The organism is Citrobacter sp. C5_2, assembly GCF_014596845.2.
In the GTDB taxonomy this organism is placed as follows: Bacteria; Pseudomonadota; Gammaproteobacteria; order Enterobacterales; family Enterobacteriaceae; genus Citrobacter; species Citrobacter werkmanii.
This window is the reverse complement of the sequence record NZ_CP115032.1, coordinates 3,816,045-3,839,514: the sequence shown is the minus strand read 5'-3', so window position 1 is coordinate 3,839,514 and position 23,470 is coordinate 3,816,045. Positions and strand designations below refer to the sequence as shown.

At 52.7% G+C, this 23,470-nt stretch carries 20 protein-coding genes; 11 read left to right on the top strand and 9 right to left on the bottom strand.

Annotated elements, in window-relative coordinates; all coding sequences use genetic code 11:
* Positions 1-3: 3 nt before the first annotated feature.
* From ICA20_RS18710 to ICA20_RS18690, 5 genes are all read right to left on the bottom strand, one after another.
* Positions 4-2,082 carry an iron ABC transporter permease gene (locus ICA20_RS18710; RefSeq protein WP_038638053.1) on the bottom strand — a complete coding sequence of 693 codons (2,079 nt, stop codon included), beginning with the start codon at positions 2,080-2,082 and terminating at the stop codon, positions 4-6.
* A gap of 67 nt (positions 2,083-2,149) precedes the next feature.
* Complete coding sequence (locus tag ICA20_RS18705; protein WP_038638056.1) at positions 2,150-3,181, bottom strand: ABC transporter substrate-binding protein; 1,032 nt, start codon at positions 3,179-3,181, stop codon at positions 2,150-2,152.
* Positions 3,178-4,473, bottom strand: a complete 1,296-nt coding sequence (uhpC, locus tag ICA20_RS18700) for an MFS transporter family glucose-6-phosphate receptor UhpC (protein WP_038638059.1) — start codon at positions 4,471-4,473, stop codon at positions 3,178-3,180. The genes ICA20_RS18705 and uhpC overlap by 4 nt, the downstream gene beginning before the upstream one ends.
* Before the next feature lie 85 nt (positions 4,474-4,558).
* Complete coding sequence (locus ICA20_RS18695) at positions 4,559-6,100, bottom strand: MASE1 domain-containing protein (protein WP_038638062.1); 1,542 nt, start codon at positions 6,098-6,100, stop codon at positions 4,559-4,561.
* Positions 6,100-6,729, bottom strand: coding sequence for a response regulator transcription factor (locus tag ICA20_RS18690; RefSeq protein ID WP_038638064.1), 630 nt, complete (start codon positions 6,727-6,729; stop codon positions 6,100-6,102). Before ICA20_RS18690 ends, ICA20_RS18695 begins: the two co-directional genes overlap by 1 nt.
* 336 nt (positions 6,730-7,065) lie before the next feature.
* On the opposite strand from ICA20_RS18690, the gene tauA reads away from it, so the two are divergent.
* From tauA to tauD, 4 genes are read left to right on the top strand one after another with little or no spacing between them, the layout of a single operon-like run.
* Complete coding sequence (tauA, locus tag ICA20_RS18685; protein WP_038638070.1) at positions 7,066-8,028, top strand: taurine ABC transporter substrate-binding protein; 963 nt, start codon at positions 7,066-7,068, stop codon at positions 8,026-8,028.
* Between the two features lie 11 nt (positions 8,029-8,039).
* Entirely contained in the window at positions 8,040-8,807 is a 768-nt protein-coding gene (gene tauB / locus ICA20_RS18680; protein WP_038638074.1) for a taurine ABC transporter ATP-binding subunit, read from the top strand.
* Positions 8,804-9,634 carry a taurine ABC transporter permease TauC gene (gene tauC, locus ICA20_RS18675; RefSeq protein WP_038638077.1) on the top strand — a complete coding sequence of 277 codons (831 nt, stop codon included), beginning with the start codon at positions 8,804-8,806 and terminating at the stop codon, positions 9,632-9,634. Before tauB ends, tauC begins: the two co-directional genes overlap by 4 nt.
* On the top strand, positions 9,631-10,482 hold the full coding sequence (gene tauD, locus ICA20_RS18670) for a taurine dioxygenase (RefSeq protein WP_038638080.1): 852 nt from the start codon (positions 9,631-9,633) through the stop codon (positions 10,480-10,482). Before tauC ends, tauD begins: the two co-directional genes overlap by 4 nt.
* Before the next feature lie 79 nt (positions 10,483-10,561).
* Here the strand turns inward: tauD and hemB are convergent, their stop codons facing one another.
* Complete coding sequence (gene hemB, locus ICA20_RS18665; protein WP_038638082.1) at positions 10,562-11,536, bottom strand: porphobilinogen synthase; 975 nt, start codon at positions 11,534-11,536, stop codon at positions 10,562-10,564.
* Between the two features lie 502 nt (positions 11,537-12,038).
* Between hemB and ICA20_RS18660 the strand changes: the two genes are divergently transcribed.
* Together ICA20_RS18660 and iprA are read left to right on the top strand one after the other, a co-directional pair.
* Entirely contained in the window at positions 12,039-14,882 is a 2,844-nt protein-coding gene (locus ICA20_RS18660; RefSeq protein WP_038638084.1) for an autotransporter outer membrane beta-barrel domain-containing protein, read from the top strand.
* Positions 14,883-14,965: 83 nt separating this feature from the next.
* Positions 14,966-15,589 carry a hydrogen peroxide resistance inhibitor IprA gene (gene iprA / locus ICA20_RS18655; protein ID WP_038638087.1) on the top strand — a complete coding sequence of 208 codons (624 nt, stop codon included), beginning with the start codon at positions 14,966-14,968 and terminating at the stop codon, positions 15,587-15,589.
* Position 15,590: 1 nt separating this feature from the next.
* Here iprA and ampH read toward each other — a convergent pair whose 3' ends face one another.
* Positions 15,591-16,748 (bottom strand): D-alanyl-D-alanine-carboxypeptidase/endopeptidase AmpH, encoded by a 1,158-nt coding sequence (gene ampH / locus ICA20_RS18650; protein ID WP_038638090.1) that lies wholly within the window; start codon positions 16,746-16,748, stop codon positions 15,591-15,593.
* A gap of 384 nt (positions 16,749-17,132) precedes the next feature.
* On the opposite strand from ampH, the gene sbmA reads away from it, so the two are divergent.
* Both sbmA and ICA20_RS18640 read left to right on the top strand, forming a co-directional pair.
* Positions 17,133-18,353: a peptide antibiotic transporter SbmA gene (gene sbmA / locus ICA20_RS18645; protein ID WP_038638093.1), complete on the top strand. Its 1,221-nt coding sequence runs from the start codon at positions 17,133-17,135 to the stop codon at positions 18,351-18,353.
* Between the two features lie 14 nt (positions 18,354-18,367).
* Positions 18,368-19,471 carry a DUF1615 domain-containing protein gene (locus tag ICA20_RS18640; protein ID WP_038638096.1) on the top strand — a complete coding sequence of 368 codons (1,104 nt, stop codon included), beginning with the start codon at positions 18,368-18,370 and terminating at the stop codon, positions 19,469-19,471.
* Here ICA20_RS18640 and ICA20_RS18635 read toward each other — a convergent pair.
* A complete protein-coding gene (locus tag ICA20_RS18635) occupies positions 19,456-19,779 on the bottom strand; it encodes a YaiY family protein (protein ID WP_038638099.1) in 324 nt (107 codons plus the stop codon). The genes ICA20_RS18640 and ICA20_RS18635 overlap by 16 nt on opposite strands.
* A 264-nt stretch (positions 19,780-20,043) precedes the next feature.
* Between ICA20_RS18635 and ICA20_RS18630 the strand changes: the two genes are divergently transcribed.
* Positions 20,044-20,268 carry a DUF2754 domain-containing protein gene (locus ICA20_RS18630; protein ID WP_038638102.1) on the top strand — a complete coding sequence of 75 codons (225 nt, stop codon included), beginning with the start codon at positions 20,044-20,046 and terminating at the stop codon, positions 20,266-20,268.
* 21 nt (positions 20,269-20,289) lie between these two features.
* Here ICA20_RS18630 and ddlA read toward each other — a convergent pair whose 3' ends face one another.
* Entirely contained in the window at positions 20,290-21,384 is a 1,095-nt protein-coding gene (gene ddlA / locus ICA20_RS18625; protein WP_038643049.1) for a D-alanine--D-alanine ligase, read from the bottom strand.
* 301 nt (positions 21,385-21,685) lie between these two features.
* Here ddlA and ICA20_RS18620 point away from each other — a divergent pair, with 301 nt between their 5' ends.
* Positions 21,686-22,882, top strand: a complete 1,197-nt coding sequence (locus tag ICA20_RS18620; protein WP_038638105.1) for a multidrug efflux MFS transporter — start codon at positions 21,686-21,688, stop codon at positions 22,880-22,882.
* A gap of 249 nt (positions 22,883-23,131) precedes the next feature.
* The gene (locus ICA20_RS18615; protein ID WP_038638107.1) at positions 23,132-23,377 is read left to right on the top strand and encodes a sigma-S stabilization anti-adapter protein IraP; all 246 of its coding nucleotides are present in this window, start codon (positions 23,132-23,134) and stop codon (positions 23,375-23,377) included.
* Positions 23,378-23,470: the final 93 nt, after the last annotated feature.

Below are 23,470 nucleotides of genomic sequence, written 5' to 3'. Positions count from 1 at the left end.
CCATTACGCCTGGTTTTTAGCTTTTGAACGGGAGGTACGTGATTCGCCGATCAGCCAGTCAAAGATGAAAATAATCGCCAGCATCACCACGATCAGAATCGAACCGTAGGCAATCGCCACCCCGTACTCGCCGTCTTCCACGCGGTTGAGGATGTAGGCCGTCGCCACGCGGGTATCCGGCGTCACAAGGAACACAATGGCGCTGACGGTGGTAATGGCGCGCACAAAGCTGTAGATCAGCGCCGAGAGGATCGCCGGGCGCAGCAGCGGCAGCAGGATATGCGTAATGGTCCGCAGGGAACCGGCACGCAGGCTAAGCGAGGCTTCATCCAGCGATTTATCGATTTGGCCTAAGCCCGCGATGCCCGCCCGAATTCCGACCGGCACGTTACGCATCACCATTGAGATAATGACGATGGCGGCGGTTCCAGTGAGGTACACCGGGGCGCTGTTAAAGGCCAGTATGTACGACACGCCCGCTACGGTGCCAGGAACGGCAAAGCACAGCATGGTGGTGAACTCGATGGTTTTTTTACCTTTAAACTGCTGGCGCACCACAATCCACGCGATCAGCAGACCAAAGATCGCGGTGATCGGCGCGGCAATCCCGGCGTAGAGCAGAGTGTCGAGCAGTGAAGGCCACGCGCCGTCGCTCATCCCCTGACCGAACAGTTTGGTAAAGTTCGCCAGCGTCAGGGTGTAGTCCACGCCCCAGTTAACGGTGAAACTGCCGTAGAAAATGCTGCCGTAGAGCAGGGCGTTAAAGGCAATCCACACCGCCAGCAGCGCAACCACGCTCCACACCAGCGTCACTGGCAGCGGCTGGACGTCGCCCCGGTAGGATTTACCGGAGACCGTCACGTAGGAGCGCTTGCCGATCCACATGTACTGCACACAGAATACCAGCAGCGAGAACAGCAGCAGGAACGCGCCCAGCGTACTGGCGGCCTGATAATCGAGCTGCGAGCCGGTGATATAGAAGTAAATTTGCGTTGCCAGCACGTCGAAGTTACCGCCGAGCACCAGCGGGTTACTGAAGTCGGCCAGCGACTGTACCACCACAATCAAAAAGGCGTTCGCCAGCGCCGGTTTCAGTAGCGGGACAAACACGCCGTTAAAGGTCTGCCAGCGGCTGGCACGCAGGGTGTATGACGCTTCTTCCAGCGACGGATGAATGGTCTTGATGGCCCCGTCGAGGATCATAAACGCCATCGGCGTAAAGGCCAGCACCTGCGCCAGCCAGATGCCGGTAAAACCGTACAGCCAGTTGGTGTTGGTTAAACCGAACCAGTCGACCATAAATTCGGTGATGTAACCAGAGCGACCCATCATCAGCGTAACGCCTAAACCGACGACAAACGGCGGGGTGACGATCGGCAGAATCGAGAAGATACGTCCGATGATGGCGCTACGTCTGGCGATACGGGTCGTGTAGATAGCCAGCACCAGGCCAAAGAAGGTACAGCCGACGCCGACGGCAATCGACAGCATAATCGAGTTGAGGATCACCTGAATGATATGCGCCTGCGACAGCACATTCATAAACGCCAGTGGCGCAAATTCCCCGGCGTCGTTGGTGAACATCGGAATGAAAATAGCGATGCTCGGCCAGACGATAAAAATACCGATCAGCGCGACAATCGCGGTCAGCGAGCCGATGACAAAACGGTCGCCGCCCAGCCATTCCAGACGGGTAAGCGCCAGGGTCATAATTGCGCCCAGCGCCACAAAAAGCACGATGGTGGCATAGCCTAAGCCGCGACCTTCAAGCGTGGCGCTGGCGACGATAAAGGCCATGCAGAAGAATGCCCAGCCTGCGTCAAGATAATGGCGGCCGCGCTGTTCGCGTCTGGCTTCATGGAACGGGCGTACCAGCAGCAGGCTTGGTAGCAGATACCATAACCAACTGATATTGAATTGTGACCAGCCGTAGGCGGCGAGAATTTCTTCGCCCGTCGACTCCAGCAGACCGTAGTCCAGGCTCCAGCTTGGCAGCAGGGCAAACGCCAGCCAGCCGAGCAAAACCCAAAGAAATATCGCATCCCGTTTTTTCACGGGATGGAGTGCAAGTGTGTGTGACATAGCGGTTCCGGTATTTCAGGCCGGGCGGGCGCTTACGCCGCACCCGGCAAATGAACGCAACGTGGGCTTATTTACCCATCTTCACTTCGCTAACCCACTTATTGATCAGGGCTTTACGTACGTCGGTCGAGCCGTACTTATCCATGTCGTAGTTGATAAGCTTCAGGTCGTCGAGCTTCAGCGAGTTCGGCGAGGTCTCGGCGGTGGTGTTGGTCAGGATCTGATAGGATTTACCTTTCTTCCATGCCAACTCCTGGGCGTCTTTCGACAGCACCCAGTCAACGAACAGTTTGGCGTTGTCGAGGTTACGCGCGCCTTTCAGGATGCTGACGCCGCCAATTTCATAGCCGGTGCCTTCGCACGGGGAGATCAGCTCCAGCGGGGCGCCCTGTTCTTTTTCCAGCGAGTAGTCGTGCAGGAAGCCAATGCCGATCGCCGTTTCGCCACGGGCGGCATTACGCGCCGGAGCAATGCCGGATTTGGTGTACTGGGAGACGTTGGCGTTGAGCTGTTTCAGGTAATCAAAAGCCTGATCCTCACCCCAAAGCTGGGCGAAGGTCGCCAGCGCGGTGTAGGCGGTGCCTGAACTCTGTGGGTCAGCAATCTGGATTTCCCCTTTGTATTCTGGTTTGGTCAGATCCTTCCAGCATTTCGGTACCGGCAGGTTTTTCTCTTTCAGGCGTTGAGTATTAACGCCAAAGCCCAGAATACCGACATACACCGCCGAGGAGAGGTTACCCTTTACTTTTGCGGGATCGCGGAACTTCTCCATGATCTGCGCGAGGTTAGGTGATTTGTACGGCTGCAGCAGGCCCATTTCGCCGGCCTGGGATTGTGGATCCAGCGTACCGCCGTACCACACATCCGCCTGCGGGTTTTTCTTCTCGGCATCGACCTTCGCCAGCGTGCTGCCGGAGCCGTTACGAATAAATGAGGTTTTCACATCATATTTGTCGCCGAAGGCTTTGGTTTCGGTTTCGCACATCTCGTTGGTGGCGCTGCAATACACCACCAGACGTCCTTGAGCTTGTGTCGCACTGCTGAAGGCCGCCAGCGTCAGAGCGGAGGCAATCAGGGTAGAGGTAAGCGTCAGTTTCATTGTTTTATCCTTTGACTGAGAGAAGGGGTAATGCCCGCAATGAGCAATGGCATCAGCAATAAACCCATAAAAACAGCGGCAACCGAGAGCAAACTGAACATTCCCGACCAGCCGTAGTGTTCTATGACCAGCGACAGCGGCCAACCCGCCAGCGCGGCCCCCAGATAGGCGAACAGCCCGAGAAAACCGGTGATTGAACCTGCCGCCGCTTTGTGTCCGCATTCGACAGCAGCCAGACCAATCAACATCTGCGGGCCAAACACAAAAAAGCCCACGGTAAAGAAACAGACTGCCAGCAGCGCATAGTGGTGCACCGGGGCCAGCCACAGGGCGGCGACGGAGACCATCAGCCCCAGCGTGAACAGCAATATCATCGGCGCGCGCTGACCGCTGAACAGCAGGTCCGATCCCCATCCGGCAAATAGCGCGCCGAGCAAGCCGCCGACTTCAAACAACATCACCGTGGCATTGGCGCTGAGTAGATTCACGCCGTGGCTTTCCGTCAGCCAGATGTTGCCCCAGTCGTTGAGCGCAATGCGGATCAAATAGACCAGTACATACGACACGCCAAGCAGCCAGATCATCGGATTTTTCAGCATGGTGGTGCGTAACATTTGCCACAGCCCCATCGGCGGGCTCTGCTGCTCCTGACGTAGCTCCAGCGGATCGTGCCGCCACTCTCCAACTGTCGGTAATCCCTCTTCCTGGGGCGTGCCTTTCAGTTGCAGGGTGAGCCAGATACCTAACGCCATGCTGATTATCCCTGGTGCCAGCATCGCTGCCTGCCAGCCCCACCAGAGGGCGGCAAAGGCGCTAATCAGCGGGATGATGGCCCCGCCGATGTTGATCGACATATTCCAGCAACCCCACCAGAAGCCGCGTTCGTTGCGCGAGTACCAGTGGGTCAGCAGGCGGGCGCAGGGCGGCCAGCCCCAGCCCTGGAAAAATCCGTTCAACGTCCAGACCGCCAGCAGCAGCGTCAGCGATTCACCAAAGGCGAACACCACGTTCAAAACACCAGTGGCGAACAGGCCGATTCCCATGAACGCGCGCTGCCCATGGCTGTCGTGCCACAATCCGGCGGCGAATTTCGACAGGCCGTAGGTCAGATAAAACAGCGAGCCCAGCAGACCGATATCGCCTTTATCCAGCCCCAGATCCGTTTGCAGCGCCGGGAGTACATAGTTGACGCTTTTGCGCGTCAGATAAAACGCGGCGTAGCCAATCACCATGCACATCAGCAATTGTGGACGTAGCGTCCGGTATTGTTGGTCTGTTTCGCGTGCGTGCATGGCGGTCTCCGTTTGTGCTGACTATAGGAAAGTGAAAGCAAAAGGGGATGAGAGAAAGTCCGCAGTGACTAAGACTTTTTCCTGGTTAGCGGCTGGTTTGTTGCAAATTTGTGGGCAGGTTAACAATTACCCGCGTGCCGTGGTTCGATTCCAGCGTGAGTTCGCCACCGAGGGCGCTTACCCGCTCACGCATGCCCTGGATACCGAAACCGGGGATTTTTTCCGGGAGGATACCCACGCCGTTGTCATCGACTTCCAGTGACAGACGGTGTTCCCGCTGGCGTAGCGTAATCGATACCTCGCTGGCATCGGCATGCTTACAGATGTTATTGAGCAGTTCCTGCATCAGGCGATACAGCGTGAAGCGCACCGTTTCATTTTCTGGCGTATTTTCCAGATGGTAATTAAATCGGCAGTGGATGCCCCGCTCGGCAAAGGCAAATTCATTCACCAGATGATACAGCGCATCTTTGAAAGACAGTTCATCAAGCGCGGGCGGGCGCAACTGGCGCAGAAGCTGGCGGGTGGAGTGGTGAATGCGCCGGGCAAGATCGTTGATCTGATTCGCCGCCTCAAGCGTTTGCTCGCGACCCGGCGCGCGTTTGACCAGTTGCGTCTGAATCTGGATGGCGGTGATGTTCTGGCCTATTTCGTCATGCAGTTCACGCGCTAAACTTTTTCGCGTGTCTTCCTCGGTACGAATCAGCTGTTCGGTCAGCGCACGGCGTGCCGCCAGTTCGGCTTCCAGACGCTGGCGATAATGGTGCAAGTTTTGCGCCAGATGCTGCTGGCGGCTGATGGCGATGCCAAGACCAATACCCAGCAACGCCTGCGTCGCGAGAAAAATCTCCAGTTCAAGAAGATTACTGAACCCCACGCCTATCTGCCGGGCGATGGTGATCATCATGCTGCCGAGCAATCCAGACAACACGCCGCCCTGCCAGCCGAATTTCCATGCCATCACCACGTTTGGTAAAAACACCACGATCAGCAGCAGGCGCTCGATATCCGGCGACAGTACCATTTGCGTGCCAATGCCAATAATAAAAAACAGGCTGCACCAGATGATAAGCGAGGTGCGCAGCGGGGGATTGGTGGTATCCAACCCGAGCAAATGATAACGGTGCTGCTGGCGCAGAAATTCATAGATCAGATAGACAAACGGCGTCAGCAGCACGCCGCCGGTAAACGACGCCAGGCCAATTAACGTTGCCGGGCTTTCGATAAACGGTGATAGCAGGGCGGTATTAAGCAATGAGGTAATTGTTACCGCGGCCAGCAGCAGTGTTAAGCGCTGCCAGTACAGGGGGAAGCGGTGCCAGTATGACTGACCGATGCTTGCCGGAAGAAGGCTAATTAATGGGGCTACCAGCAAAATATAGCCATTCAATAATTGCTCGCTGTGCAGCCAGAACAGCATCAGTACAGGTGGCAGCACCAGCGCGGGCCAGTAGCGGCGAGAAAGCAGAATCAACAGTGCAAGATAGACCCCGTGTGGTAGGAATAATGCCGCCTGCTGACCGTTGTGGGTCAGGTAAAACCCCAGCGTCCACAGCATCAACCAGCCCGATCCCCAGGCCAGCAGAATAAACAGGGAGATTACCCAATGACGAAGGTTACGCGACATTAATGCCCCGTCAGTAGCTGGTGGTCGAGGGCAAAATGCACCAGCTCAATAGTGCTGTGGCATTGCAGTTTGCCCAGCACGTTCGCGCGGTGGACGTGAACCGTTTTGTGGCTGAGGTCGAGCTTAAAGGCAATTTCTTTCACGCTGTCGCCTTTGACCAATAGATCAAACACTTCGCGCTCGCGCGGGGTCAGTACCTCCAGAACCTGCGCGGGCTGCTCGCCGCCGCGTAACGCCCGCAGCGCATCGGCGCACAGATAATGCCCGCCCATACCCACCGATCGTACCGCCTGCACCAGTTCTTCGGGTCCACAGCGTTTGGTCAGATAGCCGCTGGCGCCAGCATCCAGTGCGCTTTGTACAAACGTCGGCGAGTCATAAATGCTAAGAATAATGGCGCGAAAACCGGGCTTCTGCGCCCGCAGTCGTTTTAACAGGCTCAGGCCATTTTCATCCGGCATGGCGATGTCCATCACCGCCACGTTGACGTCATCATGCAGTAATGCAGGCCAGGCCTCCGCCGCGCTACTGAACTGACCGGTGACGTTGAGATCGTCTTCGAGACTGAGTAATTGCGCAAAGCCGGAACGCACCACCACATGGTCATCCACCAGCACAACATGAATCATGATATTGCTCTCTTGCCTGACAATAGCGTCTATGATGCCTGCCAGCGCAGCGCTGGCAATCATCCAGGCGCAGTTATGTAACGAATGTAACAAAATCGCAATAATTTACAGGCTGTGCAGCGAGAGTAGGCCTGATAAGCGTAGCGCATCAGGCATTGATTGCCGGATGGCGGCGCAAGCGCCTTATCCGGCCTACGATTACATGCATTTTTGAGCTAACTATTGCCGGTTTTTTTCTAAAAACGCTTTGTTCTTAGCCAGAATTTTTAATTCCTTTATCAAAGTGGGCCGCAACGAAATACTGCCTCCTATAACAAGACAGGGGAGCAGACAATCATGGCTAATTCATCGCGTAACGCACTTCTTGCCGCACTGGCATTCATCGCATTTCAGGCGCAGGCGGTGAACGTCACTGTCGCGTATCAAACTTCCGCCGAACCCGCCAAAGTGGCGCAGGCGGATAACACTTTTGCTAAAGAGAGCGGAGCCACCGTTGACTGGCGCAAGTTTGACAGCGGCGCGAGTATTGTCCGCGCGTTGGCATCCGGCGACGTACAGATCGGTAACCTCGGCTCCAGCCCGCTGGCGGTAGCGGCCAGTCAGCAGGTGCCGATTGAGGTTTTCCTGCTGGCATCAAAGCTCGGCAATTCTGAAGCGCTGGTGGTGAAGAAAAACATCAGTAAACCGGAAGATTTGATTGGTAAGCGCATTGCCGTGCCGTTTATCTCCACCACCCATTACAGCCTGCTGGCAGCGCTGAAACATTGGGGGATTAAACCCGGCCAGGTAGAGATTGTGAACCTTCAGCCACCGGCGATTATTGCCGCCTGGCAGCGCGGAGATATTGACGGCGCGTACGTCTGGGCGCCTGCAGTCAATGCGCTGGAAAAAGACGGCATAGTACTGACTGACTCGGAAAAAGTCGGTGAATGGGGGGCGCCAACGTTGGACGTGTGGGTGGTACGCAAAGATTTTGCCGAGAAATACCCTGAGGTAGTGAAAGCATTTGCGAAAAGCGCCATCGATGCGCAGCAGCCCTATATCGCCAACCCGGATGCCTGGCTCAAACAACCGGAGAATATCAGCAAGCTGGCGCGCTTAAGCGGTGTGCCAGAGGCGGATGTGCCGGGGCTGGTGAAAGGTAACACCTATCTGACTCCGCAGCAGCAAACCGCCGAGCTTACCGGACCGGTAAACAAAGCGATTATCGACACCGCGCAGTTCCTTAAAGAGCAGGGCAAAGTGCCCGCCGTAGCGACGGATTATAGCCAGTACGTGACCGATCGTTTCGTGCAATAAAGGGGACGCTGATGCTGCAAATCTCTCATCTTAATGCCAGTTACGGCGGCAAACCGGTGCTTGAGGATATCAACCTGACGCTCGATAGCGGTGAACTGCTGGTGGTGCTGGGACCTTCCGGTTGTGGGAAAACCACATTGTTAAATCTGATTGCCGGATTTGTACCGTATCAACACGGCAGCATTATGCTGGCGGGCAGTAAGGTCGAAGGACCTGGCGCAGAACGTGGAGTGGTGTTTCAGAATGAAGGTCTGTTGCCTTGGCGCAACGTGCAGGACAACGTCACCTTCGGTCTGCAACTGACGGGCATGGAGAAACCGCAGCGTCAGCGTATTGCTCAGGAAATGTTGCAAAAAGTGGGGCTGGAGGGCGCGGAAAAACGCTTTATCTGGCAGCTTTCCGGTGGGCAACGTCAGCGTGTCGGCATTGCGCGGGCGCTGGCGGCCAACCCGCAGCTGTTGCTACTCGATGAGCCGTTTGGCGCGCTCGACGCCTTTACCCGCGAGCAGATGCAAACCCTGCTGCTGAAACTTTGGCATGAAACGGGGAAACAGGTGCTGTTGATTACCCATGATATCGAAGAAGCGGTGTTTATGGCCACGGAACTGGTATTGCTGTCGCCAGGTCCTGGCCGGGTGCTGGAACGACTGCCGCTTAATTTCGCCCGGCGTTTTGTGGCCGGAGAGGCGAGTCGCAGCATTAAGTCCGATCCGCAGTTTATCGCCATGCGCGAGTATGTGTTAAGTCGCATCTTTGAACAACGGGAGGCCTTCTCATGAGCGTGGTGATTAATGACAAACCCCGCCGCCCGCGGGCGCTGAACTGGCGCTGGCCGTTCTCGCGCCAGATGACTTTAAGCCTCGGTACGCTGGCCGTCATTTTGGCGCTGTGGTGGACGGTGGCGGCGCTGCAGTTAATCAGCCCGTTGTTTCTGCCGCCGCCGGGCCAGGTTTTGCAAAAGCTCATCAGTATTGCCGGGCCGCAGGGGTTTATGGATGCCACGCTGTGGCAGCATCTGGCGGCCAGTTTGACGCGTATTGTTATCGCGCTGCTGGCGGCGGTGGTGTTGGGGATTCCGGTCGGCATCGCCATGGGGCTGAGTCCGACGATTCGCGGCATTCTCGACCCAATCATTGAATTGTATCGTCCGGTTCCGCCATTGGCCTATTTGCCGCTGATGGTTATCTGGTTTGGTATTGGTGAAACCTCCAAGATCCTGCTGATTTACCTGGCGATTTTCGCCCCTGTGGCGATGTCGGCGCTGGCGGGCGTAAAAAGTGCGCAGCAGGTGAGAATCCGGGCCGCGCAGTCGCTGGGGGCCAGCCGTGCGCAGGTGCTGTGGTTTGTGATTTTACCAGGTGCCTTGCCGGAGATTTTGACCGGACTGCGCATTGGACTGGGCGTGGGGTGGTCGACCCTGGTGGCGGCGGAGCTGATTGCCGCGACGCGAGGTTTAGGATTTATGGTGCAATCAGCCGGTGAGTTTCTGGCAACAGATGTTGTGCTGGCGGGGATCGCGGTAATTGCCGTTATCGCGTTTATTTTAGAGCTGGGTCTGCGCGCGCTTCAGCGCCGTCTGACGCCCTGGCATGGAGAAGTACAATGAGTGAACGTCTGAGCATTACCCCGCTGGGGCCATACATTGGCGCACAAATTACCGGCGCGGATTTAACGCGCCCATTAAGCGATAACCAGTTTGAACAGCTTTATCATGCTGTATTGCGCCATCAGGTGGTGTTCCTGCGCGAGCAGGTGATTACGCCACAGCAGCAGCGCGCGCTGGCGCTACGTTTTGGCGACCTGCATATTCACCCGGTCTACCCACATGCCGAAGGGGTGGACGAAATAATCGTGCTGGATACCCACAACGATAATCCGCCCGATAACGACAACTGGCACACTGATGTGACGTTTATCGACACGCCGCCCGCCGGAGCGATTCTGGCGGCGAAAGAGCTGCCATCGACAGGCGGAGACACCCTGTGGACCAGCGGGATTGCTGCTTATGATGCTCTTTCCCAGCCGTTTCGCCAGCTGCTGAGCGGCCTGCGGGCAGAGCATGATTTTCGTAAATCATTTCAGGAATATAAATATCGCCAGACGCCAGAGGAGCATCAGCGCTGGCTGGAGGCGGTCGCCAAACATCCACCGTTATTGCATCCGGTGGTGCGTACCCATCCTGTGAGTGGCAAGCAAGCGCTGTTTGTGAATGAAGGGTTTACCACGCGAATTGTTGATGTGACGGAAAAAGAGAGCGAGGCGCTGCTGGGCTTTTTGTTCGCGCATATCACCAAACCGGAGTTCCAGGTGCGCTGGCGCTGGCAGCCTAACGATGTGGCGATTTGGGATAATCGCGTGACGCAGCACTATGCCAACGCGGATTATCTGCCGCAGCGGCGCATTATGCACCGGGCGACAATTCTTGGAGACAAGCCGTTTTATCGGGCCGGGTGAATAACCGCTGGCGCTTCGCTGACCGGACCTGGCGATAACAGGCCGGATAAGGCGAAGCCGCCATCCGGCACAAGGTCAATTAACGCAGGATTTTTTTCTCAGCCAGATCCAGCGCAAAGTAGCTGAAGATCAGATCCGCGCCCGCGCGTTTGATCGAACCTAAGCTTTCCAGCACCACTTTATTTTCATCGATAGCACCCGCCATCGCCGCGAACTTGATCATCGCGTATTCACCGCTGACCTGATAAGCGCCAATTGGCAATTCGGTGCGTTCGCGGATATCACGCAGAATATCGAGGTACGCGCCGGCCGGTTTCACCATCAGGCAGTCTGCACCCTGGGCTTCATCCAGCAGTGATTCGCGAATCGCCTCGCGGCGGTTCATCGGGTTCATCTGATAGGTTTTACGATCGCCCTTCAGCGCTGTACCTGCTGCTTCACGGAACGGGCCATAGAAAGAAGAGGCAAACTTAGTGGAGTAGGACATGATCGCGGTATCGGTGAAGCCCGCGGCATCCAGCGCCTGGCGAATCGCCTGCACCTGACCGTCCATTGCGGCGGAAGGGGCGATGAAATCTGCACCCGCAGCGGCAGCAACGACTGCCTGTTTGCCGAGGTTGGCAAGGGTTAAATCATTATCGACGCCGTGATCGCACAACACGCCGCAGTGACCATGCGAGGTGTACTCACAGAAGCAGGTGTCGGACATGACGATCATTTCCGGTACGGTCTGCTTACAGATACGCGACATGCGCGCCACCAGACCATCTTCTTTCCAGGCATCGCTGCCGGTGTCGTCGGTGTGGTGGGAAATGCCGAAGGTCATAACCGAACGGATACCTGCATTGGCAATGCGTTCAATTTCGCGCGCCAGGTGTTTCTCTGGAATGCGCATCACGCCCGGCATGGCGTCGATGGCTTTGTAATCGTCGAGTTCTTCTTCAACAAAGATCGGCAACACCAGGTCATTTAAGCTGAGTGTTGTCTCTTCAAACATAGCGCGTAGCGCAGGAGATTTGCGCAGGCGGCGAGGGCGATGGATTAGGTCTGTCATGGTATGCCTGATGTTTGTGGAATCGAAGGTCGCAGTATACCTGAACCTGAGGGCGGGTGGTTTACGAAAGTTGGCGTTATGCGAGTGAGGTTCCACTCTTAATAACCTCTTTTACATATATACTATTTATATTTTTGCGATGTTAATTATTTTAGATATCGATTGGTTTTAATCCTGGTTCAGCTTTGTTTAATGTTTAATTAAGTTGCGAGGGGGTGGTGGTATTTATTGCTTGCGTTTTTTATTTCTTTTTAAATGATAGGGTAAGTGTATGTGTTGGAGTTTTTTATTATTTTAATGCTCTGAATTTAAAAGTGTTTTAATTCTTCTTATAGAATTTTCTTAATTGTCTTATTTATGGTCTGCTTTCGGACTTAAGGCAAAGAATAATTGAACCTTTCATCCATGACGCCGCATAATCCTTCCTGCGAAACATAAAATGTTTTCTTTGCATTGATAATTGATGGATCAACAATATTACGTCCCTGAGGAGGGATGACAAATGCACACCTGGAAAAAGAAACTCGTAGTCTCACAATTAGCACTAGCCTGCACTTTGGCAATCACTTCTCAGGCAAATGCTACCACTTACGATACCTTTGGTTTTCACGACGATGCGACCACATATAACACGCCAGATGCTGACTACATGACCTACAATGGTTATGTTTATAACAACGCAGCAACCGATAGCAGCTATTTCGACACCTCATTCTCTGGCGATACGGTGAATGGCGTTGTTTCGACGTATTATCTGAACCGCGATTATGCAGACGATACGGCAAATACCGTGAATGTAACCAATTCCACGATTCACGGTATGATTACCTCTAAGCAGGTATCTGGCTTTAATGATGCGATTGCGCATGACTGGGTTGACGGTGATATCTTCACATTAAATATCAATAACTCGACGATTGATGATGACTATGAAGCATTTTATTACACCGATACCTATCTGGATGGCACAACATCGAAGTCAGTCTACGAAACATATTCTGTAGCTGGACTGGGAACGGCGGTAACGCTGGATGTCGAAAGCGCTATCAATATTAGTAATAATTCACATGTTGCAGGTATTAGCCTGGAGCAGGGTGATACCACCAATGCGGCGTATACCACTGGCGCAACTCAGTGGGATAACACCATTACGGTAAATGACTCAACCGTCACGTCGGGTTCTTATACTGCTGATGAATCAACGGGGCACTTTGGTAACTCTGCAGAGCCGAGTGATTACAGTAATTCTTCAACTCAGGATGATGTTGCACTATCGTTCACAGATAACAGCGCTTCTGCTAATCGTATGGTAAACACCGTCACGCTGAACAATTCTCAGTTGTTAGGCGATGTTATGTTTACGAGTACCTGGAACAGCAATTTTGATTCCGCTGGCCATCTGGTTGATGGTTCTACTTCAGATTATACCCACGGCGGCTGGGATGATGACGATCAAAACGTCGATCACCTGACTCTGACGCTGAATAATAGCAGTTGGACGGGGGCAGCCAATATTGACTATGACACCGTGACCCCTTCACAGTTCTATGATATTACAGCTAACAGCTTAGATCCAAATGCGACAAGTTCTGACAACTGGAACCGTGTTAACAGTGCAAGCTCCTTCCAGAGCGGTATATTTGATATCGCACTGAATAATGGATCTGTATGGAATACCACGAAAACGTCTCTGATTGATACCCTGGCTATCAACAGCGGTTCTCAGGTTAATGTTGCCGACGGTTCCAGCGTAACGTCTGATTCCATTACCCTGAACGGTGCTTCTACGATGAATATCGGCGAAGACGGCGCGGTTGATACCGATCACCTGACGATTGACACTAACAGTACCGTGACGCTGTCTGATGACGTCAGCTCTGCATGGTCAGGGGCTGCTTTGTATGCCAACACCATTACCGCAACTAACGGCGGTATGCTGAATGTCGAAACCAGCAATAATGGTGCTTCCAGTCTGTTTACCGCCGGTACGCTGGAACTGACCAGCGGAAATGTGGCTGATAACAACGGCAACGTGTACGCCGGTGTTTTCAATATTAACAGCAACAACTACGTACTGAATTCAGATCTCGTCAACGATCGTACCTGGGACACCACTCAGGCTAATTATGGTTACGGTATCATCGCGATGAATTCTGATGGTCACCTGACCGTCAACGGGAATGGTGATATCAATAGCGGCGACGAAGCTGATGCCAGCAGCACCAGCGATAACGTTATCGCTGCAACCGGTAACTACAAAGTTCGCATTGATAACGCAACGGGTGCAGGTTCTGTTGCTGATTATAAAGGCAAAGAGCTGATTTACGTTGATGACGTAAACACCAACGCCACCTTCTCTGCAGCCAATAAAGCTGACCTGGGCGCTTACACCTATCAGGCACAGCAGCAGGGGAACACCGTTGTTCTGCAGCAGATGGAGCTGACGGACTACGCTAACATGGCGCTGAGCATCCCCTCTGCCAACACCAATATCTGGAACCTGGAACAAGATACCGTGGGTACTCGTCTGACCAACGCACGTCATGGTCTGGTCGATAACGGTGGCGCATGGGTCAGCTACTTCGGTGGTAGCTTCGACGCGGATAACGGCACCATTAACTACGATCAGGATGTTAACGGCATCATGGTCGGTGTTGATTCCAAAATTGATGGTAACAACGCGAAGTGGATTGTCGGTGCCGCGGCAGGCTTTGCCAAAGGAGATATGAGCGACCGTACCGGTCAAGTGGATCAGGACAGCCAGACTGCCTATATCTACTCTTCTGCTCGTTTTGCCAACAATCTCTTTGTTGACGGTAACTTAAGCTACTCTCACTTCAACAACGATTTGTCTGCCAGCATGAGCAACGGTCAGTATGTTGATGGTAGCACTTCTTCTGATGCCTGGGGCTTTGGCTTGAAACTGGGTTATGACCTGACGCTGGGTGACGCTGGCTACGTAACCCCTTATGGTAGTGTATCCGGCCTGTTCCAGTCTGGTGATGACTATAAGCTGAGCAACGACATGAAAGTTGACGGTCAGTCTTATGACAGCATGCGCTATGAACTGGGGGTTGATACAGGTTATACCTTCGCGTACAGCGATGACCAGGCGCTGACCCCGTTCTTCAAACTGGCCTATGTTTACGATGACTCGAACAACGATTCTGACATAAACGGCGACTCCATCGACAATGGCGTAGAAGGTTCTGCGGTACGTGTCGGACTGGGTACGCAGTTCAGCTTTACCAAAAACTTCAGCGCGTACACCGATGCTAATTATCTCGGTGGTGGCGATGTCGATCAAGACTGGTCTGCCAATGTTGGTGTTAAATATACCTGGTAAGAAATCTATCGCAGAGAAAAAATAATTTAATCTGGAAAATGCCCGTCATGGATTTGACGGGCATTTATTGCAAGGAACGAGCAATGTTATCTACGAATAAACCTCTTCCTGAATTTAGTAAGCTTGATAAATGTTTATCGAAATATGGCAAGCACTTTGAATGTGATAACGATAAAGAAACTATATATTCCAGTGAGGTAAATAACGATGATACCGTTATTATTTTAAGCGGTGTAGTTTCCCTGAGACGCGGGGAGAATGTACTCGTCGGCATTGCGCAGGCACCATTTATTATGGGGCTTTCAGATGGTGTGATGAAAACCGATGTACAATACAGATTAATGACCGAAAGTTATTGTACGGGATATAATCTTCCTGCCTTACAAACGATTAATATAATTGAACAATGCCAGCTTTGGCGCGAAGCATTCTGCTGGTTGGCCTGGCAGAACCGCATGCTTGAAATGCGTGATCTGCAGCTGATTGGTAATAACTCCTACGATCAGATCCGCGCGACGTTGATATCCATGACGAAATGGGACGAAGGTCTGCGTTCGCGTATTGGCGTTATGAACTATATTCACCAACGCACACGAATTTCACGCTCAGTTGTCGCTGAGGTCCTCGCAGCATTGCGTAAGGGTGGTTACATTGAAATGAATAAAGGCAAACTGGTGAGCATTAAACGTTTGCCTTTTGAGTATTGAATCAGGATGCGGGAATAACCTGCGGTTTGTTTCCGCTCAACTCTGTGACCAGATCGTTAATACCGTCACTCATATTGGTAAAGCGCGTCAGCGGAGAACGGGTCACCACGACAAATGCCCCAACGTTTTTCTGCGGGATCATTGCCATATAGGTAATAAAACCACCGCCACCACCGGTTTTTTGAATAATTCCCGGGCGGCCATTCTTCGGTGCCATATACACCCAGCCCAAACCAAGCGCATCGGCTTTGCCCGGAACGTCCATCCCTATCACTTTGGTTAACTGCGTACGCTGATAAATCAGCGTCTGCATACGGTCGGCTTGCTGGCTGCGATGATAAAAATCAGAAGAGAGATACTGTTGCATCCAGCGCATCATATCGCCGGGCGTTGAATAGACGCCGCCGCTACCCATTGCCGCCAGGGTATTGTTACAAGGGCTGGCCCCTTTTTCCGCGACCATCAGACGTCTGCACTGATCGGGGGATGGGGTAAAGGTGGTGTCTTTCATTCCCAGCGGTCGGGTGATTTTTTCTTCAAACACCTGCGGATAAGGCTTACCGGCAGCAGTTCCCAGCGCGTCGGCCAACAGGTCGAATGCCAGATTTGAATAAGAAGCCTGCGATCCTGGCGCGGCTTTAAGCGTGGCGGTTGAGAGATAGCTCCAGCGTTGTTCGCGGGTTGGCCAGACAAACACCGGGCGATGTGCTGCGCCGCCAGGCTGTTCGCGCGGCAGCGCGCTGGTATGCGTCGCCAGATTCACCAACGTGATTGGCGTTCCCTGATAAGTCGGCACGCGTGCGCCAGGTGGTGCATATTTACTCAAGGGATCGTTGAGTTTAACCGTGCCCTGATCGAGTAATTTCACCAGCACTTCGCTGGTCATTAATTTAGTGATAGAGGCAATGCGAATCACGGAATCCAGTTGTGGATGAACATTATTGCCGGGGCGCGTTTCGCCGAAGCTACGAAATACGCGTTGATTACCATCAATCACCACGAGCGCCATCCCCGTAGCACCACTGCCGTAAAATATATGGTCGGCATAACGATCGACGATATCTGAGGCGAAGACCGGATCGGTTATAGGCTGTGCCGCCTGGACAGATGTCAATGACGCCGCACACAGCGCGGCAGAAAAAAGCAGACTACGTTTCAACGGTGGTGTCCATGAGTTAGAAAAAGTGAAAAAGGATGTCGTGCGTATGCGTATTTATACTACTCAACGGCGTATTGCAAAGCGCTTATCAGCCAATAATAGTGTGAAAAACGTAACGATGAGTAAACGTGAGTGTTTCCCGGATTGTGGATGTTCGCTTTTGTGATCTCACGCTGTGATAATCTGCACATGCTGGAACGTTGTCGAGTGTGAAAACCACAGAAACAATTCTTCATCGCCGTGGGGCGAACTATGTGCCACGGTTTTGGTCACAATTGTCGGTTTCAGCTTGTGTTTTTTGGCGTAAGCCGTCTCGCCGCCGCATTTCCCGGTGGCAAACGCACAGCAGTCGTCATAACGATAAGAAGTTAGCAGGAGAGCACTATGTTTAAGTCTTTTTTCCCAAAGCCGGGACCGTTCTTTATTTCGGCATTTATTTGGGCACTGGTCGCTGTTGTATTCTGGCAAGCAGGTGGGGGAGCCTGGGTGGCGCGCATTACCGGCGCGTCGGGGGATGTACCGATTAGCGCGGCGCGTTTCTGGTCGCTGGATTACCTGATTTTTTATGCTTACTACATTCTTTGCGTTGGGGTGTTCGCGCTGTTCTGGTTTCTCTACAGCCCGCACCGCTGGCAGTATTGGTCCATTCTCGGTACCTCGCTGATAATTTTTGTGACCTGGTTTCTGGTTGAGGTCGGCGTCGCCGTCAACGCCTGGTATGCGCCATTCTACGATCTCATTCAAACCGCGCTCAGCGCACCGCATAAGGTGAAAATTGAGCAGTTCTATAATGAAGTGGGGATCTTTCTCGGCATTGCGCTGATTGCCGTGGTCATTGGCGTGATGAACAATTTCTTCGTCAGTCACTATGTGTTCCGCTGGCGTACCGCGATGAACGAACACTATATGGCGCACTGGCAGCATCTGCGTCATATCGAAGGCGCAGCACAGCGTGTGCAGGAAGACACCATGCGTTTTGCCTCCACGCTGGAAAATATGGGCGTCAGCTTTATCAACGCCATTATGACGCTGATTGCCTTCTTGCCGGTACTGGTTACGCTGTCGGCGCATGTTCCCGATCTGCCGATTATTGGACATGTTCCTTATGGGCTGGTGATTGCCGCGATTGTCTGGTCGCTGATGGGAACCGGCTTACTGGCAGTAGTCGGGATCAAACTTCCGGGTCTGGAGTTTAAAAACCAGCGTGTGGAAGCGGCTTACCGTAAAGAACTGGTATACGGCGAAGATGATGCCAGTCGTGCAACGCCGCCGACGGTGCGTGAACTGTTTCATGCGGTGCGGCAAAACTATTTCCGTCTCTATTTTCACTACATGTATTTTAATATCGCCCGTATTCTGTACCTGCAGGTTGATAACGTTTTCGGTTTGTTCCTGCTGTTTCCGTCAATTGTTGCCGGTACGATTACGCTCGGTTTGATGACGCAAATTACCAACGTGTTTGGCCAGGTGCGCGGCTCGTTCCAGTATCTGATTAACTCCTGGACAACCTTAGTTGAACTGATGTCTATCTATAAGCGTCTGCGCAGCTTTGAACGTGAGCTTGATGGCCAGGATATTCAGGAAGTTACCCATACGCTTAGCTAACAAAAGGAGATGTTATGTCGACGGTTTCCCGTCTTTACCCCTGGTCCGGACTGGCAGCATTGGTGCTGGTGGGATGTAGTAGCCAACCCGCGCAGCCGTTAAAAAAAGGGGAGAAAACCGTCGATGTGGCGAGCGTGGTGCGCCAGAAAATGCCCGCCAGCGTGAAAGACCGGGATGCGTGGGCGCAGGATCTGGCGAAGACGTTTGAAAGTCAGAAGCTGGCACCAACGGTTGAAAACATCTGTTCGGTGCTGGCGGTCGCGCAACAGGAGTCAAACTACCAGGCTGACCCGGCGGTTCCTGGCTTAAGTAAAATCGCCTGGAAAGAGATCGACCGTCGCGCCGAGCGCATGCATATTCCGCTGTTTGTGGTACACACTGCGCTGAAGATTAACTCGCCAACGGGGAAAAGCTACAGTGAGCGTCTGGATACGGTAAAGACGGAAAAACAGCTTAGCGCCATCTTTGATGATTTCATCAGTATGGTACCGATGGGGCAGACGCTGTTTGGTTCACTGAATCCGGTGCATACCGGCGGACCGATGCAGGTCAGCATTGCGTTTGCCGAGCAGCACGCCAGCGGCTATCCATGGAAAATGGCAGGGACGGTCCGTCAGGAAGTGTTCAGCCGACGCGGCGGACTGTGGTTTGGCACTTATCATCTGCTCAATTATCCGGCGAATTACAGTGCGCCCATCTTCCGCTTTGCAGATTTTAATGCCGGCTGGTACGCCAGCCGCAATGCGGCTTTCCAGAATGCAGTCAGTAAAGCCAGCGGAGTTAAGCTGGCGCTGGACGGGGATTTGATTCTCTACGGCAGCAGCGAGCCGGGGAAAACGGAGCTGGCGGTACGCAAGCTGGCCGGGAAGCTGGGGATGAGCGAGAGTGAGATCCACCGGCAACTGCAAAAGGGCGATAGCCTGGCCTTTGAAGAGACTGCGCTGTACGAGAAGGTCTATAAGCTGGCTGAAGCGAAGAGTGGTAAATCGCTACCTCATGAAATACTGCCTGGCATTCAGTTGGAAAGCCCGAAGATCACGCGTAATCTGACGACCGCGTGGTTTGCTAAACGCGTGGACGATCGTCGGGCGAAGTGTATGGCTCAGTCATCGTTATGATGACGGCGGCGCCAGCGGATAATTGTCGCGACGGCGCCAAGAATCAGGCTACCGACCAGGAAAGGGATCAGCCCAAACAGGGTACCGACGCCTAAACCAATTTCAACGCGCGGGCGTCCTGTCTCTTGCATTTGCAACTGCATCAGTTGCTCATAGATGCCGGGGGCGTGGGCCAGCAGATTTAAAATCTGCGCGCCTGCCCAAAAGCAAAACAGCACAAATACGGCATACGCAATGTTGCCGGGCAGGGAGGAGGTATCCCGATGCTTGCCCTTAAACAGGGATTTTGAGAGCGTAAAATCAGCCATAAAGACCTCCGGAAATAACCTGCTTTTTGTGGCGTAATGCCTGTAACTGAGTGTGAGTCTGACAGGTGATTAGGAATGTCAATATCAGAATGTTGGTAATTTCAGGTGGAGATTATTCCTGGATTTCGGTTTTTTGTGGTATATCACAATTATTTAACCTTAAGTTAAATTGAGTTACATTTCAGAAATTACGCCTATGCCACAGACGCCCATGGGGAAATGTGCGAGGATGCTTTCCCATGTTGTATATCCACCGGAGCCGTTATGAACCTGCCTGTAAAAATCCGCCGAGACTGGCACTACTATGCCTTCGCTATTGGGCTTATCTTTATTCTGAATGGCGTGGTCGGGTTATTAGGCTTTGAAGCGCAGGGATGGCAAACCTATGCGGTGGGGCTGGTTACCTGGATAATCAGCTTTTGGCTGGCCGGATTAATTATCCGTCGCCGCGTGGAAAATGAAGATGATGAAGCGAAGGATGCCCAATAGTTATCAGGCATCCTGGCGGGTTTACATACTGGTTTTCAGCGCGCTATCCGCAGCGTGGCGCTCCAGCGCCAGTTCGATCAGACGCGTGATCAAATCGGTATAGCCTAAGCCGCTCGCCTGCCACAGTTTTGGATACATACTGATGTTGGTGAAGCCCGGCAGGGTGTTGATCTCATTGATCACAACGTCGTTGTCTGCGGTTAAGAATACATCTACACGCGCCATGCCGGCACATCCCAGTGTCTGGTACGCCTGAATGGCGATCTGGCGGATCTTGTCGTTAATCTCTGGCGCGATCGCTGCCGGAACAACTACTTTGGCGCCATTATCGTCAATGTATTTGGTGTCGTATGCGTAAAAATCACTGTTCAGCACGATCTCACCACAGGTGCTGGCCTGCGGATGATCGTTGCCCAGTACCGCGCATTCGATCTCACGGCCTTTGATCCCTTGCTCTACCACGACTTTATGATCGAACTCAAATGCCAGCGCGACAGCCTGGTTGTATTGCGCTTCACTGGTCACTTTGCTAACGCCAACGGACGATCCCTGGTTGGCGGGTTTCACGAACAACGGCAGACCCAGGCGGGATTGCACCTCAGCAAAGCTAATATTGTTGCGGTTCGCGCGAGTGAGTGTAATAAATGGCGCGATATTTAATCCGGCATCGCGCAGCAGACGTTTGGTTACGTCTTTATCCATACAGGCTGCGGAACCCAGGACATCAGAACCGACGAACGGCAGATTCGCTACGCGCAGCATACCCTGCAAAGAGCCATCTTCACCCAGCGTACCGTGGACGATCGGGAAAATAACATCGACCGTCGGCAGCGGCTGACCGTTTTGCGCATCGATCAACTGGTGCTCTTGTTTACCCGGAACCTGAGCCAGACTGGTCGCGGAAGGACGCAGCGCAATGTGCGCCGGATCGTCTGAATTGAGCAGATAGTTACTGGCATCGCTAACGTGCCATTGCCCTTGTTTATCAATACCTAACAGCACAACGTCAAAGCGAGTCTTGTCGATGGCATCGACAATATTTTTTGCCGATTGCAATGACACTTCATGTTCCGCTGATTTACCACCAAATACGATTCCTACCCGCAACTTTGCCATCTTAAAAACCCATTCCATGAATGCAAAGCACATACATTACCACGACAAAACGCAGGTTTCCTCGGCTTCTGGCAGATTGTTTGTCTGGGCAACAGGGGAATAGATACGCGCAAACGCGTTGATCCCGCATCAAGCATAATTCCCTGCTTGTATTGTGGGTTTGATGTGAGGCGTATCACAAATATGATGAGCGGGAAGATAAAATTCTAAACTGTGATATATCGCACCTGTGGATCCTTATTTGGCTAAGTAATTTGTTAAGCTGCTCGCAGTTTTCAGCTACTTATCGTTATGAGTCCTTATGGAATCCTGGAGAGTAAACCTTATTTCCGTCTGGTTCGGATGCTTTTTTACCGGACTGGCGATTAGCCAAATCCTGCCTTTTTTACCGCTCTATATCTCCCAATTGGGCGTCACCTCGCACGAAGCGCTCTCTATGTGGTCCGGATTAACGTTCAGCGTCACCTTCCTTATTTCAGCCATTGTTTCACCAATGTGGGGCAGTTTAGCCGATCGTAAAGGGCGCAAGCTGATGTTGTTACGAGCTTCGCTGGGGATGGCGATTGCGATTTTACTGCAGGCATTTGCCACCAACGTCTGGCAGCTTTTTCTGCTGCGCGGGGTGATGGGGTTAACCTCAGGCTATATTCCGAACGCAATGGCGCTGGTAGCATCACAGGTTCCGCGTGAACGCAGCGGATGGGCATTGAGCACGCTTTCTACAGCGCAAATCAGCGGCGTTATTGGCGGTCCGTTAATGGGCGGTTTTATTGCCGACCATATTGGCTTACGGGCGGTGTTCTGTATTACTGCTGCTTTGTTGGTGGTCAGTTTCCTTGTCACGCTGTTTTTGATCAAAGAGGGTGTGCGCCCGACGACCAAAAAAAGCGAACGCCTGAGCGGGAAGGCCGTCTTTGCCTCGCTGCCTTATCCGGCGCTGGTGATCAGCCTGTTTTTTACGACGATGGTGATTCAGCTGTGTAACGGCTCTATCGGGCCAATTCTGGCGCTGTTTATCAAATCAATGGTGCCAGACAGTTCTAATATTGCCTTTCTCAGCGGGCTAATCGCCTCAGTACCTGGCATCTCGGCCCTGATTTCCGCGCCCCGGCTTGGCAAATTAGGCGACCGTATTGGCACTGAGCGGATTTTAATGGCGACGTTGATGTTCGCTGTCGTGCTGTTTTTTGCCATGTCGTGGGTCACCACGCCATTGCAGTTGGGGGTATTACGTTTTCTGCTCGGCTTTGCCGACGGCGCGATGTTGCCAGCGGTACAGACGCTGCTGGTGAAATACTCCAGCGACCAGATAACCGGGCGTATCTTTGGTTATAACCAGTCATTTATGTACCTGGGCAATGTCGCCGGGCCATTGATGGGAGCAACAGTATCAGCCATGGCGGGATTCCGCTGGGTGTTTATTGCTACGGCGAGTATTGTACTGATTAACATCTGGCAGTTGACCATCGCGTTGCGACGTCGGCGTCACGCGCGCTGACTTCCTGATAAACAACGCTGCCAGTCGGCGTTGTTTATCGATAATTCTGCATTATATCTCTATGTGATTATTCATAATCTTACCTTTTGATATTGAATGATTCTGCTGTACGTCTCGTCTCTCCCTTATTTTGTGATGTGATTGTTTTCGCAAATAGTTTAATTTCTTCTAAAAATAAAACTTTTATCACCTAGGCAGTTATGAGCCTTAATGTTAACGTGGCTTATATTTTGTTAAGGGAATACGCAAATGAAAAATCTCGTCACTGAGTTGTTGCTTAAGCTCGCCCAAAAAGAAGAAGAGTCACAAAACCTGGCCGCGCAGGTTGAAATGTTAGAGCAGGTAATCACCGAAATGCTGCGCAATATGGCGTGGAGCGATCGGCAAATATTGCTGCGTCAAATTGAAGGGGCTCTGGCAGGTGTCAACCCCGTGCCAGCGTTTATGACGACCCTGCATAACGCTGGCGAAAGCGTGTCAAAACGTTTTGATTAATCTGTGGGACGTCCCCACAAATTATCATAAAAGTGTCACATCAAATACTTATAGTCGCTTTGTTTTAATTTTACCGTATTTATACATGGAGAA